We start from the raw sequence: 18,478 nt of genomic DNA, 5'->3' as shown, positions 1-18,478 counted from the left end.
GTATGCGGCAAGGCGGCACGCCCGGATATAAGCAAGGTCAATGCCGCGCGCGCGGGTGCGCCGCGGCATAGGCCTCGCGGAGCTTGTCGACCGTGACCAGGGTGTATACCTGCGTGGTGGTCACCGAGGCGTGGCCGAGTAGTTCCTGAACCACCCTAACGTCCACACCCCCGTCAAGGAGGTGCGTTGCGAACGAATGTCGCAAGATATGTGGCGAGATTCCCGCCAGCCCTCCGCGCTCGGCGGCCGCCTGGAGGACCTCCCAGGCGCCCTGGCGGGTGAGCCGGCCGCCTCTGGCGTTGAGGAAGAGCCCCGAGGTGCCCCTGCCGTGGGCGGCGATGCCCGGGCGCGCCCGGGTGAGGTAGGCGCCCAGCGCCTCCCGGGCGAAGCGGCCCAGGGGCACCAGGCGGACGCGTCCGCCCTTGCCGCGCAGGCGCACCTGCTGGGTCTGCGCGCCCAGGTCGACGTCGTCCACGGCGAGCCCCACGGCCTCGGAGATGCGCGCGCCCGTGCCGTACAGCAGCTCCAGCAGCGCCCGGTTGCGCATCGTGAGCGGCGCGCCCTCCGGGCCAGAGGCGGCGATGAGTCGCTCCACGTCGTCCACGCTGATCGCCTTGGGCAGCCGCCGGAGCTGCCGCGGCGGGCGCACCCCGTGGGCCGGGTCGTGGTCGGAGACGCCCTCGCGCAGCGCGAAGCGGTGCAGGCCGCGGACCGCGGAGACGGCGCGCGCCGTCGAGCTGGCGACGAGGGCCTGGTGCTCCTCGTCGCCCTCTCTGAGCGCGGTCAGGAAGGCCGTGACGTCGGCCTCGGCGATCTCACCGAAGGTGACGCGGCCACGGTTCTTCAGGTGCTCCACATACCGCAGGAGGTCACGGCGGTAGGAGGCCAGTGTGTTGGCAGCCAGGCCCCTCTCCAGCGCCAGGTGGGAGAGGTAGCTGGAGAGGACGGCCTCCGTCTCGCTCAGGGTGTCCTCCTGTCATGCCTCCGGCGCGTCGGCGGGCCGCAGGGAGGCGAAAGCATCCGCCGAAGCGGCGTATGCGGCGAGAATACCGGCCACGGCTTGGGAATTGTGGATCATTCCCGCCAGGGCACGCCGAACCGCGTCGGACAGGGGAATCCAGACCACCGGCATGTCGACCTCCTCGTGCCGGTGGACGAAGTCGAGCTCCCCGTCGGGGATGGGGCTCAGCCCCCTGGCGAGGAAGATGCGGGTCCGCTCGTCGGTCATCCCCGGGGAGGTGAAGGCGTCGATCAGGGTGTGCCAGGTCTCCGCCCGATAGCCCGCCTCCTCCGCCAGCTCGCGCGCGGCTCCGACGTGCAGCGGCTCGCCCTCCATGTCACGCAGGCCCGCCGGCAGCTCCCAGAGCATCCGCCGGACCGCGTGGCGGTATTGGCGGATCATCAGCACCCGGTCCTGTTCGTCGAGCGCGACCACGGCCACCGAGCCCGGATGGACCGCGTAGTCGCGGTTGACGACCTCCTCGTCCTGCATGAGGACCGCGTCGGTCACCGCGGTGATGACGCGCCCCCTGAAGTGCTCGGTGGAGGAGAGGACCTTCCACTCCTCCGGGACGTCCTGGACGTCGAGCCCGGAGTCGCTCACTTGCCCCGCCCGGCCTTGGCCGTGCTGCCACGGCTGTCGGCGTAGGCCAGGGCGGCGCCGACCAGGCCCTTGAACAGGGGGTGCGCGCGGGTCGGCCGGGAGCGGAACTCGGGGTGCGCCTGGGTGCCGATGAAGAACGGGTGGACGTCGACGGGCAGCTCGGCGTACTCCACCAGGCGTCCGTCGGGCGACAGGCCGGAGAAGACCATGCCGACCTTCTCCAGCTCCCCGCGGTAGGAGTTGTTGACCTCGTAGCGGTGGCGGTGGCGCTCGTCCACCTTCGCCATGCCGTACAGCTGGCGGGCGAGGGAGCCCTCGGTGAGCTTGGCCGGGTAGAGGCCCAGCCGCATGGTGCCGCCCATGTCGCGCTCGCCGGAGACGACGTCCTCCTGGTCGGCCATGGTGGAGATGACCGGATGGGTGGTCTCGGGGTCGAACTCGGTGCTGCCGGCGTCCTCGATTCCGGCGAGGTTGCGGGCGGCCTCGATGACCATGCACTGCATGCCCAGGCAGATGCCGAGCAGCGGGATCTTGTTCTCCCGCACGTGCCGGATGGCGCCGAGCTTGCCCTCGATGCCGCGCACGCCGAAGCCGCCGGGGACGAGCACGCCGTCCACGCCGTCGAGCTCACGGGCGGCGCCCTCGGGGGTCTCGCAGTCGTCGCTCTTGACCCAGCGGATGTTGACGCGGGCGTCGTTGGCGAAGCCGCCCGCGCGCATCGCCTCGGTGACGGACAGGTAGGCGTCGGGCAGGTCGATGTATTTGCCGACCAGCGCGATCGTGACCTCCTTGGCCGGGCGGTGCACCCGGCGCAGGAGCTGCTCCCACTCCTTCCAGTCGACGTCGCGGAAGGGCAGGCCGAGGCGGCGCACCACGTAGGCGTCCAGGCCCTCGGAGTGCAGCACCTTGGGGATGTCGTAGATGCTCGCCGCGTCGATGGCGGAGACGACGGCGTCCTCGTCGACGTCGCACATGAGGCTGATCTTGCGCTTGAGCGAGTTGGTGATCGGCCGGTCGGAGCGGCACACGATCGCGTCGGGCTGGATGCCGATGCTGCGCAGCGCGGCGACCGAATGCTGGGTCGGCTTGGTCTTCAGCTCGCCGCTCGGCCCGATGTAGGGCAGCAGCGAGACGTGCAGGAAGAACACGTTGTCGCGGCCGACCTCGTGGCGGACCTGGCGGACGGCCTCCAGGAAGGGCAGCGACTCGATGTCGCCGACGGTGCCGCCGACCTCGGTGATGACCACGTCCACGTCGGGGCCGGCCATGGACCGGATACGGTCCTTGATCTCGTTGGTGATGTGCGGGATGACCTGCACGGTGTCACCGAGATACTCGCCGCGGCGCTCCTTGGCGATGACGTTGGAGTAGACCTGGCCGGTGGTCACGTTCGCCGAGCCGTGCAGCTCGGTGTCGAGGAAGCGCTCGTAGTGGCCGACGTCGAGGTCGGTCTCCGCCCCGTCGTCGGTGACGAAGACCTCACCGTGCTGGAACGGGTTCATCGTCCCGGGGTCGACGTTGAGGTAGGGATCGAGCTTCTGCATGGTGACCCGCAGACCACGCAGTTTGAGAAGGCGTCCGAGGCTCGACGCCGTCAGTCCCTTACCGAGACTGGAGGCGACGCCGCCGGTGACGAACAGATGCTTGGTGTGTGCGGCGCTGCGCAAGAAGTCTCCCGTGGTCGTCATAGATCGGTCGGCACGCCCTGATAGCGGCCCACCTGTCCACGGACTCTCAGGTTATCAAACCGTTCCCCCGAACTGTCCGTACAACCCCACCACCCGTATTCCACTGAAAAATGACCAAGCGGTAACTTAGGCCGTTATGTCGATTCGTGGCGTGATACGGCGTGCCGCCGGCAGCCTCATTCACCGCGGCTGGGCCGCGATCCGGGCGGCCGGCACCGTGAGCCCGGCCAGTCCGGCCGGTTACCGCTTCCGCCGCCTCGGCGAGGGCGCCTGCCTGTCGTTCCCGGTCGGCGCGATCTTCGGCGAGGCGTGGATCGAGATAGGCGACCACACCCTGGTCGGCGAGCGCGTCTCCATCTCCGCCGGCATGGGTCCCGGGGTGGACCTGGGCCCGGACTCGATCGTGCGGATCGGCGGGAGCTGCTCGATCGGCCGGGGCAGCCACATCGTCGGCCACCAGTCGATCGACATCGGCGACCACGTGTTCACCGGCCCGTACGTCTACATCACCGACCAGAACCACGTCTACGACGACCCGGAGACGCCGATCGGCCGCCAGTGGCCGCGCAACAACCCCGTGGCCATCGGCTCGGGCTCCTGGCTGGGCACCGGCGCGATCATCCTGCCGGGCACCCGGATCGGCAGGCAGTGCGTGGTCGCGGCCGGGGCCGTGGTGCGCGGCGAGTTCCCCGACCACAGCGTGATCGCCGGCGTGCCGGCCAAGGTCGTCCGCCGCTACGTCGCCGGGGACGGCTGGCTGCCGCCCCACCTCAACGGCGCCCGCCCCGAATCCGCCGAGCGTCTCACACACGCCGGAGCCACCGGACCCGCCGGACCCGTGAGATCCGTCGAGCCCGCCGGAGCCCTGGACGCGGCCGGAGCCACGAGGCCCACCGGCCCCACGAGACCCGTCGAGCCCGCCGGAGCCCTGGACGCGGCCGGAGCCACGAGGCCCACCGGCCCCACGAGACCCGTCGAGCCCGCCGGGGTCCTGGACGCGGCCGAGGCCGTCGGGCCTGCCGGGTCCGGCGGGCCCGTCGAGCCGCTCGGGTCCGGGTCGATCGGCGCCTGAGCCGGGCCGGACCCTGGACCGAACAAGATTCTGGATTTACGGTCGCGGCATGCGCACCGCGATCTGCGAGAGATTCGGCGTCGAGTTCCCCCTCTTCGCCTTCAGCCACTGCCGCGACGTGGTCGCCGCGGTGACCAACGCGGGCGGGCTCGGCGTGCTCGGCGCCGTCGCCTACTCACCCCAGCAGCTCGACACGGAACTGAACTGGATCGACGGGCAGGTCGGCGGCCGGCCGTACGGGGTGGACGTCCTCGTCCCCGGCCGGATCGACGCGTCGGCGGCCGACCGGAGCGCCCGCCTCCTCGACTTCATCCCCGACCGGCACCTCGACTTCGTGACGCACCTGTTCGGCAAGTACGGCGTGGGCATGCCCGAGCCGTTCACCGGCGCGATGTCGGCCTACGCCGACGAGGTGGGCCGCCGGGTGACCGCCGAGGGCGCGACCGGCCTCATCGACGTGGCGCTCAGGCACCCGATCGGTCTCATCGCCAGCGCGCTCGGCCCGCCCCCGCCGGAGATGGTGGCCAGGGCGAGAGAGGCGGAGGTCCCGGTCGCCGCCCTGGTCGGGACCGTCGAGCACGCCCGGCGCCAGGTGGCCGCGGGGGCCGACGTGATCGTGGCGCAGGGCTCGGAGGCGGGCGGGCACACCGGTGACATCTCCACCATGGTGCTGGTCCCCCAGGTCGTGGACGCCGTGGACGTGCCGGTGCTGGCGGCGGGCGGCATCGCCGGCGGCCGCCAGATGGCCGCGGCGCTCGCGCTGGGGGCCGAGGGGGTGTGGTGCGGCTCGGTCTGGCTGACCACGGAGGAGGCCGAGACCCTGCCCTCGGTCAAGCGCAAGCTGCTCGCGGCCACCTCCTCCGACACCGTGCGGTCCCGGTCGCGGACCGGCAAGCCCGCCCGGCAGTTGAGGTCCGCCTGGACCGAGGAGTGGGACGGGGCCCAGGAGAGTCCGGGCCCGCTGCCGATGCCGCTGCAGATGCTGCTGGCCGAGGGCGCGATGGCCAGGATCGGCCGGGCCGCCGACAGCGGCGACCCCGGGGCCGGCGAGCTCGTCAACTACTTCGTCGGGCAGGTCGTCGGCCAGCTGAACCGGGTCGGACCGGCCCGCCGGGTCGTCCACGACATGATCGAGGAGGCCGCCGCCACCCTGGAGCGCCTGCGGGCCGTCACCGACGGCGGGCACCACCCCGGGCCGTGACACCACGGCGACACCACGGCACCGGCGAGCGTCACCACGAGCCCGCACGCCGTCGGGCCGGCGGCCCCGTCCCGGGCCGTGACACCGCGCGGCGTCCGCCGGGCCGTCGGACGCAGTCCCGGACCGTGACACCGCGTGGCGCCCGCCGGGCCGGGTCCCGGCACCGGAGCCCGCCCGGACGCCCCGCCGTCGGGCCGAGCGGCCCGCCGTCCGGGTTGAGCGGTCCGACATCCGGTCGAGCGGTCCGTCGTCCGGCTGAGCGGCCCGTCGTCCCTCTGAGGACGGAGGCGGCGTCACCCGCCGGGCGGAAATCGCCGTGTGCCCAGGTGGATTGGGGTGGATATCCCTTGTGAGGAGACGAGCCCCGCTCATAGCTTCTCCGGTGTTCGCTCATGCCGACGGATATGGCGGGGCGGTTGGGGAGGGGATCGTGTTGAGCGGAGTACGTTTCGGCCGCCGACTGCTCGCAGCGGCTTCGGGGAGTGTCGCGGCGCTGGCCGTGACGGCGGTGCCCGCCGTGGCGGCGCACGCGGCCGACGACACGGTCAAGGTCGTCGCCAAGGGCCTCGACAGTCCGCGCGGGCTGATGTTCGGCCCCGACGGCACGCTCTACATCGCCGAGTCCGGCCACGGCGGCAAGGTCAAGTGCGCCTCGCCCCCGGCCCCGGAGGGCGAGAAGGCGGAGAAGACGTGCCTGGGCCTGACCGGCCAGGTGAGCACGCTCAAGGACGGCAAGACCTCGGTGCTGCTCGACGGCCTGCCCTCGGCGGCCAGCGGCGGGTTCGCGCTCGGCCCGCACGACGTCGCCCTCACCGAGAAGGGCGACCTGCTGGTGACGGTCGGATTCTCCGGCGACACCGCCTTCCGCGCCAAGCTCGGCCCCAAGGCCGCGCCCCTGGGCACGCTGCTGACGATCTCCAAGAAGGGCCGGCGGATCTCCGTCGCCGACCTGGCCGCCTACGAGACCAAGCACAACCTCGACCGCAAGGACAAGGGCAGCGCGGTCGACTCCTACCCGTTCGGGGTGGCCCCGCTGCCCGGCGGTGGCGCGCTGGTCACCGACACCGGGGGCAACTCCGTGCTGCGGGTGGGCAAGAAGGGCGGCGTCAGCACCGAGGCGGTCTTCCACGCCCGCTCCGTGCCGGCCCCGCCGGCGCTGAAGATGCCGAAGGGCAGCAAGATCCCGATGCAGTCGGTCCCGATGGGCATCACCCAGGGCCCGGACGGCGCCTACTACGTGGCCGAGCACGGCGGCTTCCCGAACCCGGAGGGCTCCGCCCGGGTGTTCCGCCTGGAGCGGGGGAAGGTCACCACCGCCGCGCAGGGCTTCACCACGGTCGTCGACGTGGCCTTCGACGCCGAGGGCCGGATGGTCGTCCTGGGCTCGGTCGGGCCGATCCCGGCCGACGGCATGACCAAGAGCGCCGTCTACCGGATCGAGTCCGACGGCACCCGCACCGAACTTCTCCGACCCGGCACGCTGGTCACCCCGCTCAGCGTGGCCGTCGGCCCCGACGGCGCCGTTTACGTGGCCAACAAGGCCATGGTGCCCGGCAAGGGCGAAGTACTCCGGGTCCCCGTCCCGGAGTAGCCCTCACGGGGGACACGAGGGGCGCATCCCGCACGGGGTGCGCCCCTTGTCGTTCTCACCTCAGACGATTCCCGGCGCCCGGCGGGATCCATCGGCGGCCGGGAATCGTTGAAGGAGGGGACGAGACGGAGGGAGGCGCGATGCTCGCGGCACTGACAGGTCTGGGGCTCTCCACCGCAGCGGGGCTGAACGCCTACATCCCCCTGCTGGTGGTCGGTCTGATCGCCAACTTCACCGATCAGCTACGGCTGCCGCAGGAGTTCGCCTGGCTGTCCAACGGATGGGTGCTCGGGATCATCGGCGTGCTGCTGCTGGCCGAGATCGTGCTCGACAAGGTGCCGGTGGTCGACAGCGTCAACGACATGATCCAGACCGTGGTCCGCCCGGTCTCCGGCGGCGTCGTCTTCAGCGCCACCGAGGCGGCGGCCCGGCTCGACGGCTCGACCTGGATGAGCCACAACCCCTGGCTGAGCTGGGTGCTGGGCATCGGGATCGCGCTGGCCGTGCACGTGATGAAGACGACCGCCAGGCCCGTGGTCAACGCCTCGACCGCCGGGGTCGGCGCGCCCGTGGTCAGCACGGTGGAGGACGCCGGATCGCTCGGCATCAGCCTGGTCGCGATCTTCCTGCCGGTCCTGGTCGTCGTCGTGGTGGCCGTGCTGGCCCTGTCCGCCTGGTGGGTGGTCCGCAAGGTACGGCGGCGGCGCCGCACGCTCCGGCGGAGCCCGGCGTGAGCACCGTGCCCGGCCCGGACGCCGGGTCTCGGGTGAACACCACCGTGCCCGACATGAACGCGGAACCCGGCACGGACACCGGACCCCAGGCGAACACCGTGCCCGGCACGGACACCGGGCCTCAGGTGAACACCGTGCCCCGCGTGGACGCGGGGCCGGACCCGGACGGTGACCGCGCCTACGCGGCCGCGCGGGCTATGCTCGAAACACCCCGTTACGCCCCTGCTGGGAGGTGGCTTCGATCGGCACTTTCATCACCATCGTGCTGGTGATCCTCCTGTTCCTCCTCCTCATGGGGGCGGCTGGAATCTACCTGCTGGTCAAGGTCGGCAAGAAGGCCACCAAGAAGGCCCGCAAGGTGAGCACCCGCGTCGCCTCCCACATGGCGGCCATGGGCACCGGCGACGCGGCCGAGACCGAGCGGATGCGGCTGGACCTGCGCCGCGAGGTCTCCCTGACCCGCCAGGCGGTGGACCAGGCGCTGCACGACGGCTGGGGACTCGGCGACCTGCCGCATCTCGTGGCCGAGATCAGCACGCACGCCGACCAGCTCGACGCCCAGCTCGGCATCTACGCCCAGGAGCGCCGTGTGTCGGCCTATGTCGACCACACCGCGCTGGGCCGCCTGCGCGACCACCACGCCAAGCTGACCACGGCCTGCGCCCGGATCCGCGCCGACCTGCTCAACGACCGGATGACGCACGCGGCCGGGGGCATCGACGAACTCCAGAGCCGCACCGATCTGGAGATCGAGGCGCGCCGCCGCGCCCCCGATCCCCTGGACCAGATCGACGAGCTCTACAACCGCACGATGGTCGAGCGCTCCCGCCCCGACGACCTGCGCTGAGCCGCCGCCGGAGCTCTCCGACACCGGGACCAGGTATTTCCGGCATCGGCGGTCGGCCCGCCGTCCACACCGTCGGCTGGAGCCCGCCGTCAAGGCCGGCGCTCCCATCGGGATCCACCGTGGGCGGCCACGGACGGGCGTCGGCTCCGGCGTCATTGATCTCGATCTGAGCGGGGGACGCCCGGTTCCTCGGCCACGTGGGCGACGGGTCGGCCGTCGGAGCGGACCCGCCAGGTGAGCGGGGCACGGCCGTACCCGGTCAGGCGGGCGTCAGCGCGGGCCGTGAAGACCTCCGGTCGGGTGAGGACGGTGATCTCCACCGCGTCCGGAGGTCTTCTTATCGATCAAGCATCAACCACGGCGTGTCACCGACCTGTCGGCCGCCTACGGCCAGGCGCCGACCGGCGCCGTCAGAGGCGTGTTCCGGCGCCCCGCCGTACTGCCGGCACCGGCGGCCGGCATGCCGCCACAGGCGTGACGGCGTCCGCGCGCCGGCGCCCGAGGCGATTAATCCGGTTGCGGACCTCTCCGGGGCCTGGCACGATCGTGCCCGTTGATCGCCGGGTGCACGGATGCGCCTGAGCGTGAGGATCACCGGGCGCGCCGGACGCGCCCATCGGGAAGGGAGGGCGACCGTGACGGTTTTTCCGCGTCTTCACGCCTCTGCCTCTCCCACCGGCCGTCAGCTGATCTGACCACGGCGCCGGTGGGCCTTCCCTCCTGGAGAACCCGCCGTGCCCAAGCGTTCAGAACACCGTCGTCGCGGCAAGAACCGTCTGGACGACGACGACATCGAATGGCTCCACAGCACCCCCGAGGACCTCGACGGCCCGCCGTCCGGTGACCGGTGGTCCACCTGGGACCTGAGCACTCCCACCGAGCGCGGCCCCCGGCCGCATCCCGGCTGGCTCGTCACCGAGCTGGCCGCCGTCGACACCGAGCTCGGCATCCTGAAGACCGGCAAGGAAGCCGACGTCCACCTCATCTCGCGAGGTGTCCCGGACACCGACCGGATCTGCCTGCTGGCCGCCAAGCGCTACCGCTCCGCCGAACACCGCCTGTTCCACCGCGACGCCGGCTACCTGGAGGGCCGCGGGGTCCGTGACAGCCGGATCAGCCGGGCGATGTCGAGCCGGTCCCGGTTCGGCAAGGAGATGATCGCCGGCCAGTGGGCCGGTGCCGAGTTCGCGGCGCTGTGCCGTCTGTGGTCACTGGGCCTGCCCGTGCCGTATCCGGTGCAGATCGTCGGCACCGAGATCCTGGAGGAGTTCGTCGGCACCCCCGACGGCGCCGCCGCGCCCCGCCTGGCGGCGGTCTCCGAGGGGCTGGCGGAGCTGTGGGAACAGCTTGTGGAGGCCCTGGTGGTCCTGGCCCGTGAAGGTCTCGCCCACGGGGACCTGTCGCCCTACAACATCCTCGTCCACGAGGGACGGCTCGTCATCATCGACCTGCCGCAGATCGTGGACGTGGTGGCCCACCCCACCGGCCCGGAGTTCCTCGACCGCGACGCCCGCAACGTCGCCACCTGGTTCGCCGCGCGCGGGCTGGCCGCGGCCGACGCCGGGGCACTGGCCGGCCTCCTGCGGGCCGAGGCCGGCGTCCGCTGACCATCCGCCACCCACCCCGTCCGGAGGGCCACGGGCCCGTGGCGGCCTGCGCAGCCGGGTGCCGTCGAGGTCCGGCGAGCATGCCAGGACCGGCCCCTCATGACCACCGCGGCACCCTGGACGGGGCAGGGGGACGGGCGCCCCTCCCCCACCGGCGGCCCTCTGGACGGGACCGATGAGGGACGGCGCCCCTCCGCCATGACCACGGCGGCACCCTCACGGAGCCGGTGGGCATGGCGGGACCGGTCCCCCATGACCACCGCGGCACCCTGGACGGGCCCGGTGGGGGACGGCGCGCCTCCCCCACCGGCGGCCCGGGGCCCGTGGGCCGCCCCGGATCAGGAGACGCCGGCCTCCCGCATGTCGCGGACCTCCCGCTTGAGCTCCTTGATCTCGTCGCGGAGCCGGGCGGCGACCTCGAACTGGAGGTCGGCGGCCGCCTGGTGCATCTGGTCGGTGAGCGACTCGACCAGCGCCTCCAGCTGGGCGCGGGGCATCTCCCCCGCGATCGCCTTGGCGTGCTGGCCGGCCTGCTTGACCGCGAAGCCCGGGACGGGGGCCTTGCCGCGCGACTGCTGGCGGCCGCTGCCTCCGAGGAGCTGGGCAGTGTCGGCGTCTTCGCGGTTCAGCGAGTCGAGGATGTCGGCGATCTTCTTGCGGAGCGGCTGCGGGTCGATGCCGTTGGCCTCGTTGTAGGCCGTCTGCTTGGCCCGGCGCCGGTTGGTCTCCTCGATCGCCCGCTCCATGGAGGGGGTGATCCGGTCGGCGTACATGTGGACCTGGCCGGAGACGTTACGGGCGGCGCGGCCGATGGTCTGGATCAGCGAGGTCTCCGAGCGGAGGAAGCCCTCCTTGTCGGCGTCGAGGATGGCCACCAGCGACACCTCGGGCAGGTCCAGGCCCTCCCGGAGCAGGTTGATGCCGACCAGGACGTCGAACTCACCCATCCGCAGCTCCCGCAGCAGCTCGATGCGGCGCAGGGTATCGACCTCGCTGTGCAGGTAGCGGACCCGGATGCCGAGCTCCAGGAGGTAGTCGGTGAGGTCCTCGGCCATCTTCTTGGTCAGCGTGGTGACCAGGACCCGCTCGTCCTTCTCGGTCCGGGCCCTGATCTCGTGGACCAGGTCGTCGATCTGGGACGTGGTGGGCTTGACGATCACCTCGGGGTCGACCAGGCCGGTCGGCCGGATGACCTGCTCGACCACGTCGCCCTTGGAACGGCCCAGTTCGTAGGTGCCCGGGGTGGCCGACAGGTAGACCGTCTGGCCGATCCGCTCCAGGAACTCCTCCCACTTGAGCGGGCGGTTGTCCATCGCCGACGGCAGGCGGAAGCCGTGCTCGACGAGCGTGCGCTTGCGGGAGGCGTCGCCTTCGTACATCGCGCCGATCTGCGGCACGGTCTGGTGGGACTCGTCCAGCACCAGCAGGAAGTCTTCGGGGAAGTAGTCGAGAAGGGTGTTGGGCGCGCTGCCCGGGGCCCGGTCGTCCATGTGGCGGGAGTAGTTCTCGATGCCGGAGCAGGTGCCGATCTGGCGCATCATCTCCAGGTCGTAGGTGGTGCGCATGCGCAGCCGCTGGGCCTCCAGGAGCTTGCCCTGCCGCTCCATCGTCTCCAGGCTCTGGGCGAGCTCGGCCTCGATGCCCCGGATGGCCTTCTCCATCCGCTCGGTGCCCGCGACGTAGTGGGAGGCGGGGAAGATGTAGAGCTCCTCGTCCTCACTGATCACCTCGCCGGTCAGCGGGTGCATGGTCGAGAGCTTCTCGATCTCGTCGCCGAACATCTCGATGCGCACGGCGAGCTCCTCGTATTTCGGGATGATCTCAATCGTGTCGCCGCGCACCCGGAAGGTGCCCCTGGTGAAGGCCAGGTCGTTGCGGGTGTACTGCATGTCGACCAGGCGGCGCAGCAGCCTGTCGCGCTCGATCTCCTGACCGACCTTGAGCGCGGTCATCCGGTCGACGTATTCCTGGGGGGTGCCCAGGCCGTAGATGCACGACACCGACGCCACCACGATCGTGTCGCGGCGGGTCAGCAGCGAGTTGGTCGCCGAGTGGCGCAGCCGCTCGACCTCGTCGTTGATCGAGGAGTCCTTCTCGATGTAGGTGTCGCTCTGCGGGACGTATGCCTCCGGCTGGTAGTAGTCGTAGTAGGAGACGAAGTATTCGACCGCGTTGTTGGGCATCATCTCGCGCAGTTCGTTGGCGAACTGCGCGGCGAGCGTCTTGTTGGGCTGGATGACCAGGGTCGGCCGCTGCAGCCGCTCGATCAGCCAGGCGACAGTGGCGGTCTTGCCGGTGCCCGTGGCACCCAGCAGGACGTTGTCCCTGTCGCCCGCCTTGACCCGCCGCTCAAGCTCGGCGATCGCGGCGGGCTGGTCGCCCGAAGGGGTCATGTCGGTGACGACCTCGAAGGGGGCCACCTTGCGCTGCAAATCAGTTACCGGCCTCACCCCACCCACTGTAGGCGGAGCCACCGACATTCCCTCCTGGACGCGTGACGGACAGGCCCTTCCGGCGGGACGGGCCCTTCCTGTGGGACGGCCTCTGCCGGTTCCCGCGGGACGGGCTCTTCCGGTTCCGACGGGACGGCGCCCCCGACGGATCGCCTCCGAGACCGTTTCCGGCGGCCCCCTTCCGGAAGATCCCTTTTGGCGGCCCCCTTTCGGCCCGCCCCTTTCAATCGGGCGGCAAGCCGTCCGCAAGCGGGATGCCCTTTACTGTCCTGCGTGCGCCCGCCTACCAAGCGTGATATATCGGGCTCTCGACATATATCTACCCCGGAGGTTCGATGTCCCGGCCAAGACAGGCCATGCAGTCGGCGATGGAAGCCGCGCAGGCGATAGGGCAGGGGGGCGATCCGCGTCAGGTGGTCGGCCAGGCGGTGGGTCAGTTCGCGAGCCAGGCCATGGGCCAGGCGGGCGGTGAGAAGGGGTTCGCGCTCAACCCGACCGACTTCCTGGCCGCCCGTGAGCAGGGCGCGTCCGTGGGCACGGTCATCGAGGCCCGCGGCGCGTCGCTGAACGAGGCCGGCGAGATCGTCAACCGCAGCTTCACCGCGAGCGGCCCGGGCGGCGAGCCGGTTCACGTGATCTCCCCGGTGGTGATCCCCAAGGGCACCACCGCCCGGGTGGTCATCCCCCTGATCGTGCTGGCGGTGCTCGGTCTGGCCGGCCTGGTCGCCACCGGGCTGCCCGACGGTGCCCGGGTGCTGTTCGGGCCGCACTACTGGGCCGTGCTGGTGCTGGCCGCCGCGTTCCTGTGGTGGCGGCGGAGCGTGGTCATGGTGCCCGAGGGCTGCAAGGCCCTGATCACCAAGTTCGGCAAGCTCGTGCAGATCGCCGAGCCGGGCAGGGTCACGCTGGTCAACCCGTGGAAGCGGGTCAGCTACATCGTCAACACCACCCGCGAGTATCCCTTCAACGCGCCCATCCGCGAGGCCCCGACCCAGCAGGGCGTCAAGGCCAGCGTGGACCTCTTCCTGCAGTTCCGGATCGAGGACCCGGCCGAGTTCATCTTCGTCCTCGGCTCGGTCAGCGGCTTCCAGGCCAAACTGCAGAACGCCATCAGCGAGGTCACCCGCTCCCTCATCTACGCCCAGCGCGCCGAGGACATCTACGACCTGGTCGGCGAGAGCACCCTGGGCATGCTGGACAACCTCAACCAGCAGTTCCTGCCCGCCGTACGGCTCACCGACGTGAACATCACCCACGCCGAGCCGTCCAGCCAGGAATACCGGATGGACCTGGCCGCCCCGGAGATGATCAGAGTCGCCAAGGAGGCGTACACCTACGAGTACGAGCTCCAGCTGCGCAAGGAGCAGAACGAAGGTGACCTGATCAAGGAGCTCGCCGGACTGCAGGAGCAGCTGTCGGCCATCCACGCCGAGATCGCCGGATACCAGGCCCGGATGGACACCGCGCTGGAGCGCGCCTCCCACCAGGCGAAGGCGCAGGCGAGCCAGCGGCTGGTGGAGGCGGAGTCCACCGCCAAGGCCAACGCGGCGCTGCTGGAGGCGCAGGCGCTGGACATCCGGGCGCTGAGCGCCGCCGAGGCGCCGGAGATCCTGGACCACCGCTTCCAGCAGGACCTGCTCGACAAGCTCGAGTCGGTGGCCTCCCATCTGCCCCGCGTGGTGCAGGTCGGCGAGACGACCGACATCGATCTGCTGGCCCTGGCCAGGCAGCTCGTCGGCAGCCGCGAGACACAGCTGTTCTCCGCGGCGGACATGGCCGCCATCAGGGAACGGATCGCCGAGATCGGCAGGCGGGTCGAGGGTCGCGAGGCGGAGATCACCGCCCTGCTCAACCCGGCGGCCCCGGAGACCGCCACGCCCGCCGCGGCCCCGGAGACCGCCGCGCCCGCCGTAGGGGAAGTCACGGCGCCCGCCGTCAAGGAAGAGACCCAGAGATGAGCAGAGAGTTCTCCAAGATCAAGGAATCCCTGGCCTCCTGGTCGGAGATCCGCCAGCTGCTGCGCGGCGGTGAGGCCGGCCAGCTCGTCCCGGTGGTCATCCCCAAGGACCGCCGCGGCTTCGCCTGGGTGACGCTGCTGCTGCTGGCCGTCTACCTCGCCGGTACGGCGCTGCTGGCCGGCGGGACGTTCTCCGCCCTGGCCGCGGTCGGCGCGGTGCTGTCCCTGCTCGCGGCGCTGGTCTGGCTGTGGCGCCGGGCGATCATCGAGATCGAGGAGGGCACCACCGGCGTGCGCAGCCGGTGGGGCGCGATCGTGGGCACCCTGCCCCCGGGCCGCCACTACCTGTGGCTGCCGTGGGACCGGGTGGACGCGGTGGTGGACACCTCCACCGAGATCCCCTACTCCGCCCCGATCGCCGCCTGCCCGACCGCCGAGAACGTGCCGCTGAAGTCGATCGAGTTCTTCCTGAAGTTCCGCATCATCGACCCGGTGGCCTTCGTCCGGACGATCGGCGCCGGCAACTTCGACCTGGTGCTCAGCAGCGCCGTACAGGACGCCATCCGCCAGCGCAGCCGCCTCGTGCACACCGAGCGGGCCTACGACCTGCGCGGCTCGGACGTCGGCGACATGCAGGAGCTCCTGACCCGCCAGCTCGGCCGGTACGGCGTGCGGATCACCGGCGCCAACATCCCCGACGTGCAGCTGCCCGACCAGTACCAGCAGCACCTGGCCACCCGCGAGAAGGTCGCCAAGGAGCTGTCGGCCTTCGAGCGCGAGTGGGAGCTCACCCGCAAGCGGCGGATCGACACCCTGCTGATGGAGATCGAGCGCGCCAAGAAGACGCGCGACGCCCGCATCGTCGAGGTCCGGGCCGCCGCCAACACCGCGCGCAAGGACGTCGCGCGCATGCTGGAGGAGCACGAGACCGAGGCCCAGCGGGTGCGCTGGGAGATCGAGGCCAAGGGCCGGGCCCAGCTCACCTCCGCGGAGAACGAGGCCAAGGGGCTGCGCCGGCTGGCCGACGCCTACCGCGACAACCGGGCGGTGCTCCAGTACGAGCTGGCCCGCCGCCGCCTGGACGTCGGGGCCAAACTCGCCGAGCAGGCCCCGCGCCCCGTCGTCGTCCGCACCGACGGCGCCTCCGGCGACTCCTCCGCTCTGTCCACCATGCTCCTGGCCCAGATCCTGCCGCAGCTCGGCCGCGGGAACGGCCAGGTCAAGCCAGCCGTTGAACCCAACTGAAACCCACTATCCCCTTGGGAGTCCATCGATGGTGTTCCGTAAGCTGATGGCCGCGTTCGGCGCGGGTGTCGAGGTCGACACGATCCTGCAAAACTCCAACGTCCGCCCCGGCGAGGTCCTGCGCGGGCAGGTCAACTTCCGCGGCGGCGGCTCCGACTACAAGGTCGAGGGCATCTTCATCGACTTCACCGCGGTGGTCGAGGTCGAGAGCGGCGACAACGAGTACAAGTCGACCTACAGCTTCCTGCGCAAGCAGATCACCGGCCCGTTCCACCTCGCGGCGGGCGCTCCCCAGTCGGCCCCCTTCGAGATCCCCGTCCCGTGGGAGACCCCGATCAGCGCCGTCGGCGGCCACCCGCTGCGCGGCATGCAGCTGGGCGTCTCCACCGAGCTCGCCCTGGCCGGCGCGCTGGACAAGGGCGACCTCGACCCGCTGTTCGTCAACCCGATGCCCGCCCAGGACCACGTCCTGGGCGCGCTGGACAACATGGGCTTCCGCTTCAAGAAGGCCGACCTGGAGCGCGGCACCCTGCGTGGCTCCCAGATGCCGTTCTTCCAGGAGATCGAATACTACGCGGGCCACGAATACGCCCGGCACTTCAACGAACTGGAGCTGACCTTCATCGCCGGCCCGCAGTCGATGGACGTCATCCTGGAGGCCGACAAGCGCGGCGGCTTCCTGGAGTCCAGCCACGACGCCTACAACCGGTTCACCGTCCGCTACGACGACCACCCGGGCCAGGCGGACCAGGCGCTCCGCGCCGGCCTGCAGGCGATGGCCCAGCGGCGCGGCTGGTTCTGACCCGCCCCGTACGGCTGACGCCCCGGCCGCCGTTCACCGGCCGGGGCCACCGCCCGTCACACGACCGAGGAGGATCGCGTGGTTCAGGGGACGGATCTCGAACACGCCCGCCGGGTCGCCGTCGACGCCGCGCGGGCGGCCGGGCGGCTGATCACCGCGGGCGTCCTGGGGACGGTCGAGATCAGCCCCAAGGGCGACGACGGCGACGTGGTCACCGACCTGGACCTGGCCTCGGAGGAGCTGCTGCTCCGGCGGGTGCTGGCCGCCTTCCCCGACCACGCGGTGATCGCCGAGGAGTCGGGCCGGCAGGGCCGGGCGGGGTCGGAGTGGACCTGGCTCATCGACCCGCTCGACGGCACCAACAACATCGCGATCGGCCTGCCTCTGTACGCCGTGGGCCTGGCCCTGTGCCGTGACGGGCGCCCCGAGCTGGGGGTCGTCCACGAGCCGGTGACCGGCAGGACCTGGTCGGCCGTGCGGGGCCGGGGCGTGCTCGGCCCGAGCGGCCCGCTGGCCGCCCCGCCGCACCGCCCGGCCGGCGGCGGTCCCGTGCTGGCCTGGATCCAGGGGTACGGCGTGCGGCGCGGCGACGCCGTGGCCTGCGCGCTGAAGGCGGGGCTCGACAGGCGTGCCCGCCGGGTGCTGAGGCTCTGGGCTCCGCTGCTGGCCTGGGTGATGCTCGCCCGGGGGGACATCGACGGGATCGTCGGCTACCAGACCGGGATCGTCGACCTGCCCGGCGGCCTGCTGATCGCGCAGGAGGCCGGCGTGGTGGTCAGCGCCTTCGACGGCACCCCCTTCGACTGCGCCCCGCTCGCCGGGGGCGGGCGCGACTTCGTCGCGGGCCGGGCCGGGTTCCAGGAGGACCTGCTGGAGGCGGTCCGGGCCGTCCCCTGACCTGTGGGACCTCAACCCGGGTACGGCTCCCGCCGGACGCGGGGTCCCGGCTCAGGTGACGGTCCGAGCGGTCAGCTCAGCCCAGGTGACAGTCCGCATGCGCGGTCCCGGCTCAGGTGACGGTCCGGGCGGTCAGCTCGGCCCAGACCTCCTCCACCCGGGTCCCGAGATCCTCCAGCGACCCCTCGTTCGGGATCACGAGATCGGCGATCCTCAACCGGTCCTCGCGGCCCGCCTGGGCCGCGATCCGGGCCCTGGCGTCCTGCTCGCTCATGCCCCGCAGCTCGACCAGCCGGGCCAGCCGGATCTCGTCCGCGGCGTCCACGACGACGACCACGTCGTACATCGGGGCGAGGTTGTTCTCCGCCAGCAGCGGCACGTCGTAGACCACGATCGCGCCGTCGTCCGCCTGCCGCTGCAGCTCCGCCACCCGCGCCCCGACCAGCGGGTGCACGATGCCGTTGAGGGAGGCCAGCTTCCCGGAGTCGGCGAAGACGATCGAGCCGAGTCTCTCCCGGTCGAGTGAGCCGTCCTCGCGCAGCACCTCGGCGCCGAACATCTCCACGATGCGCGCCAGCCCGTCGGTCCCCGGCTCGACCACCTCACGGGCGATCTTGTCGGCGTCGATCACCATGGCGCCCATGGACGCCAGCCGCCGCGACACCTCGCTCTTGCCCGAACCGATCCCGCCGGTGAGTCCCACCTTCAGCATGATCCGCAGCATACGCGGTGCGGTGCGCGCCCCGGGAGACCGGGACGGAGGCTCGCACGGACGGCCGTC

At 71.5% G+C, this 18,478-nt stretch carries 16 protein-coding genes; 10 read left to right on the top strand and 6 right to left on the bottom strand.

Features of this window, described 5'->3' with window-relative positions; translation table 11 throughout:
• Positions 1–37 precede the first annotated feature (37 nt).
• From J2S55_RS06130 to pyrG, 3 genes are read right to left on the bottom strand one after another with little or no spacing between them, the layout of a single operon-like run.
• Positions 38–964, bottom strand: a complete 927-nt coding sequence (locus J2S55_RS06130) for a site-specific tyrosine recombinase XerD (protein ID WP_306858568.1) — start codon at positions 962–964, stop codon at positions 38–40.
• 12 nt (positions 965–976) lie between these two features.
• Positions 977–1,603 (bottom strand): NUDIX domain-containing protein, encoded by a 627-nt coding sequence (locus tag J2S55_RS06125; RefSeq protein WP_306857931.1) that lies wholly within the window; start codon positions 1,601–1,603, stop codon positions 977–979.
• Positions 1,600–3,270 (bottom strand): CTP synthase, encoded by a 1,671-nt coding sequence (gene pyrG, locus J2S55_RS06120; protein WP_306857929.1) that lies wholly within the window; start codon positions 3,268–3,270, stop codon positions 1,600–1,602. Before pyrG ends, J2S55_RS06125 begins: the two co-directional genes overlap by 4 nt.
• Positions 3,271–3,427: 157 nt before the next feature.
• Here pyrG and J2S55_RS48220 point away from each other — a divergent pair, with 157 nt between their 5' ends.
• From J2S55_RS48220 to J2S55_RS06095, 5 genes are all read left to right on the top strand, one after another.
• The gene (locus J2S55_RS48220; RefSeq protein WP_370879595.1) at positions 3,428–4,363 is read left to right on the top strand and encodes an acyltransferase; all 936 of its coding nucleotides are present in this window, start codon (positions 3,428–3,430) and stop codon (positions 4,361–4,363) included.
• A 49-nt stretch (positions 4,364–4,412) separates the two neighbouring features.
• Positions 4,413–5,564, top strand: a complete 1,152-nt coding sequence (locus J2S55_RS06110; protein ID WP_306857927.1) for an NAD(P)H-dependent flavin oxidoreductase — start codon at positions 4,413–4,415, stop codon at positions 5,562–5,564.
• A 430-nt stretch (positions 5,565–5,994) separates the two neighbouring features.
• Positions 5,995–7,155, top strand: a complete 1,161-nt coding sequence (locus J2S55_RS06105; protein WP_306857926.1) for a ScyD/ScyE family protein — start codon at positions 5,995–5,997, stop codon at positions 7,153–7,155.
• Between the two features lie 140 nt (positions 7,156–7,295).
• Positions 7,296–7,889 (top strand): DUF4126 domain-containing protein, encoded by a 594-nt coding sequence (locus J2S55_RS06100; protein WP_306857924.1) that lies wholly within the window; start codon positions 7,296–7,298, stop codon positions 7,887–7,889.
• Between the two features lie 232 nt (positions 7,890–8,121).
• Entirely contained in the window at positions 8,122–8,736 is a 615-nt protein-coding gene (locus J2S55_RS06095) for a hypothetical protein (RefSeq protein ID WP_306857922.1), read from the top strand.
• A gap of 152 nt (positions 8,737–8,888) precedes the next feature.
• On the opposite strand, the gene J2S55_RS06090 is transcribed toward J2S55_RS06095, so the two are convergent.
• Positions 8,889–9,056, bottom strand: a complete 168-nt coding sequence (locus tag J2S55_RS06090) for a helix-turn-helix domain-containing protein (RefSeq protein WP_306857921.1) — start codon at positions 9,054–9,056, stop codon at positions 8,889–8,891.
• 414 nt (positions 9,057–9,470) lie between these two features.
• Here J2S55_RS06090 and J2S55_RS06085 point away from each other — a divergent pair, with 414 nt between their 5' ends.
• Positions 9,471–10,343, top strand: a complete 873-nt coding sequence (locus J2S55_RS06085; RefSeq protein ID WP_306857920.1) for a serine protein kinase RIO — start codon at positions 9,471–9,473, stop codon at positions 10,341–10,343.
• 338 nt (positions 10,344–10,681) lie between these two features.
• On the opposite strand, the gene uvrB is transcribed toward J2S55_RS06085, so the two are convergent.
• Complete coding sequence (gene uvrB, locus J2S55_RS06080) at positions 10,682–12,793, bottom strand: excinuclease ABC subunit UvrB (protein ID WP_306857919.1); 2,112 nt, start codon at positions 12,791–12,793, stop codon at positions 10,682–10,684.
• A 338-nt stretch (positions 12,794–13,131) separates the two neighbouring features.
• On the opposite strand from uvrB, the gene J2S55_RS06075 reads away from it, so the two are divergent.
• The 4 genes from J2S55_RS06075 (at position 13,132) to J2S55_RS06060 (ending at position 17,697) form a co-directional block, all read left to right on the top strand.
• Positions 13,132–14,754 carry an SPFH domain-containing protein gene (locus tag J2S55_RS06075; protein ID WP_306857918.1) on the top strand — a complete coding sequence of 541 codons (1,623 nt, stop codon included), beginning with the start codon at positions 13,132–13,134 and terminating at the stop codon, positions 14,752–14,754.
• Entirely contained in the window at positions 14,751–15,998 is a 1,248-nt protein-coding gene (locus J2S55_RS06070; RefSeq protein ID WP_306857917.1) for an SPFH domain-containing protein, read from the top strand. Before J2S55_RS06075 ends, J2S55_RS06070 begins: the two co-directional genes overlap by 4 nt.
• A gap of 28 nt (positions 15,999–16,026) precedes the next feature.
• Complete coding sequence (locus J2S55_RS06065; RefSeq protein WP_306857914.1) at positions 16,027–16,800, top strand: sporulation protein; 774 nt, start codon at positions 16,027–16,029, stop codon at positions 16,798–16,800.
• A gap of 78 nt (positions 16,801–16,878) precedes the next feature.
• Entirely contained in the window at positions 16,879–17,697 is an 819-nt protein-coding gene (locus tag J2S55_RS06060; protein WP_306857912.1) for an inositol monophosphatase family protein, read from the top strand.
• A 112-nt stretch (positions 17,698–17,809) separates the two neighbouring features.
• On the opposite strand, the gene coaE is transcribed toward J2S55_RS06060, so the two are convergent.
• Positions 17,810–18,409 (bottom strand): dephospho-CoA kinase, encoded by a 600-nt coding sequence (gene coaE / locus J2S55_RS06055; RefSeq protein ID WP_306857910.1) that lies wholly within the window; start codon positions 18,407–18,409, stop codon positions 17,810–17,812.
• Positions 18,410–18,478: the final 69 nt, after the last annotated feature.

This window comes from Streptosporangium brasiliense (assembly GCF_030811595.1).
Lineage (GTDB): Bacteria > Actinomycetota > Actinomycetes > Streptosporangiales > Streptosporangiaceae > Streptosporangium > Streptosporangium brasiliense.
Note: the sequence above shows the minus strand (reverse complement) of the source record. Positions and strands in the feature narration are given on the sequence as shown.

Excerpts from the sequence above, each read along its gene's own strand:
- J2S55_RS48220 (WP_370879595.1), top strand. The coding sequence starts at position 3,428 with ATGTCGATTCGTGGCGTGATACGGCGTGCCGCCGGCAGCCTCATTCAC.
- J2S55_RS06110 (WP_306857927.1), top strand. The coding sequence starts at position 4,413 with ATGCGCACCGCGATCTGCGAGAGATTCGGCGTCGAGTTCCCCCTCTTC.
- J2S55_RS06100 (WP_306857924.1), top strand. The coding sequence starts at position 7,296 with ATGCTCGCGGCACTGACAGGTCTGGGGCTCTCCACCGCAGCGGGGCTG.
- J2S55_RS06075 (WP_306857918.1), top strand. The coding sequence starts at position 13,132 with ATGTCCCGGCCAAGACAGGCCATGCAGTCGGCGATGGAAGCCGCGCAG.
- J2S55_RS06070 (WP_306857917.1), top strand. The coding sequence starts at position 14,751 with ATGAGCAGAGAGTTCTCCAAGATCAAGGAATCCCTGGCCTCCTGGTCG.
- J2S55_RS06065 (WP_306857914.1), top strand. The coding sequence starts at position 16,027 with ATGGTGTTCCGTAAGCTGATGGCCGCGTTCGGCGCGGGTGTCGAGGTC.
- coaE (WP_306857910.1), bottom strand. The coding sequence starts at position 18,409 with ATGCTGAAGGTGGGACTCACCGGCGGGATCGGTTCGGGCAAGAGCGAG.